The organism is Paenibacillus sp. PAMC 26794 (assembly GCF_000316035.1).
In the GTDB taxonomy this organism is placed as follows: domain Bacteria; phylum Bacillota; class Bacilli; order Paenibacillales; family Paenibacillaceae; genus Paenibacillus.
The window spans coordinates 1-1,715 of record NZ_ANHX01000074.1 but is presented as its reverse complement, the minus strand read 5'-3'; the positions used below and the strand labels follow the sequence as shown (position 1 = coordinate 1,715).

The window sequence follows — 1,715 nt, the reverse complement described above, 5'->3', positions numbered from 1 at the left end:
CAGGGGTAGGGGAGCGTTGTATAAGGGTTGAAGGTGTACCGTAAGGAGCGCTGGACATTATACAAGTGAGAATGCCGGTATGAGTAACGAAAAGATCAAGTGAGAATCTTGATCCGCCGAAAGCCTAAGGGTTCCTGAGGAAGGCTCGTCCGCTCAGGGTAAGTCGGGACCTAAGGCGAGGCCGAAAGGCGTAGTCGAAGGACAACAGGTCGAAATTCCTGTACCACCGTAAGCCGTTATGAGCAATGGGGGGACGCAGTAGGGTAGTGACGCGGACTGATGGATGTCCGTCTAAGCAGTAAGGCTGATGTGTAGGCAAATCCGCACATTGTAAGGCTGAGCTGTGATGGGGAGCGAAAATTGTAGTAGCGAAGGTCATGATCTCACACTGCCAAGAAAAGCCTCTAGCCAGGTGAAGGTGCCCGTACCGCAAACCGACACAGGTAGGCGAGAAGAGTATTCTAAGGCGCGCGGAAGAACTCTCGTTAAGGAACTCGGCAAAATGACCCCGTAACTTCGGGAGAAGGGGTGCCCCGGTAGTGTGAATAGCACGAGGGGGCCGCAGTGAAAAGGCCCAAGCGACTGTTTAGCAAAAACACAGGTCTGTGCGAAGCCGTAAGGCGAAGTATACGGGCTGACGCCTGCCCGGTGCTGGAAGGTTAAGGGGAGTGGTTAGGAGCAATCCGAAGCTGTGAACCGAAGCCCCAGTCGGCGGCCGTAACTATAACGGTCCTAAGGTAGCGAAATTCCTTGTCAGGTAAATTCTGACCCGCACGAATGGCGTAACGACTTGGGCGCTGTCTCAACGAGAGATCCGGTGAAATTTTAATACCTGTGAAGATGCAGGTTACCCGCGACAAGACGGAAAGACCCCATGGAGCTTTACTGCAGCTTGATATTGAATTTGGGTACGATCTGTACAGGATAGGTGGGAGCCTTTGAAGAGACATGAGCGCCAGCTTGTGTGGAGGCAACGTTGGGATACCACCCTGATCGTATCTAGGTTCTAACCTGGTACCGTAATCCGGTGCGGGGACAGTGTCAGGTGGGCAGTTTGACTGGGGCGGTCGCCTCCTAAAGAGTAACGGAGGCGCCCAAAGGTTCCCTCAGAATGGTTGGAAATCATTCGAAGAGTGCAAAGGCATAAGGGAGCTTGACTGCGAGACCTACAAGTCGAGCAGGGACGAAAGTCGGGCTTAGTGATCCGGTGGTACCGCATGGAAGGGCCATCGCTCAACGGATAAAAGCTACCCTGGGGATAACAGGCTTATCTCCCCCAAGAGTCCACATCGACGGGGAGGTTTGGCACCTCGATGTCGGCTCATCGCATCCTGGGGCTGAAGTAGGTCCCAAGGGTTGGGCTGTTCGCCCATTAAAGCGGTACGCGAGCTGGGTTCAGAACGTCGTGAGACAGTTCGGTCCCTATCTGTCGTGGGCGTAGGAAATTTGAGAGGAGCTGTCCTTAGTACGAGAGGACCGGGATGGACGTACCGCTGGTGTACCAGTTGTTCCGCCAGGAGCACCGCTGGGTAGCTATGTACGGAAGGGATAAACGCTGAAAGCATCTAAGCGTGAAGCCCCCCTCAAGATGAGATTTCCCAGTATGTAAGACCCCTTGAAGACGACGAGGTAGATAGGCTGGGGGTGGAAGTGCAGCAATGCATGGAGCTGACCAGTACTAATCGGTCGAGGGCTTATCCAATAGCAAGTTGTAA

At 53.9% G+C, this 1,715-nt stretch carries 1 rRNA gene; it reads left to right on the top strand.

Annotation, left to right across the window (positions count from 1 at the left end):
- Positions 1–1,702: ribosomal RNA gene (locus D829_RS34285) — 23S ribosomal RNA — on the top strand; the annotation flags it as partial.
- Positions 1,703–1,715 lie beyond the last annotated feature (13 nt).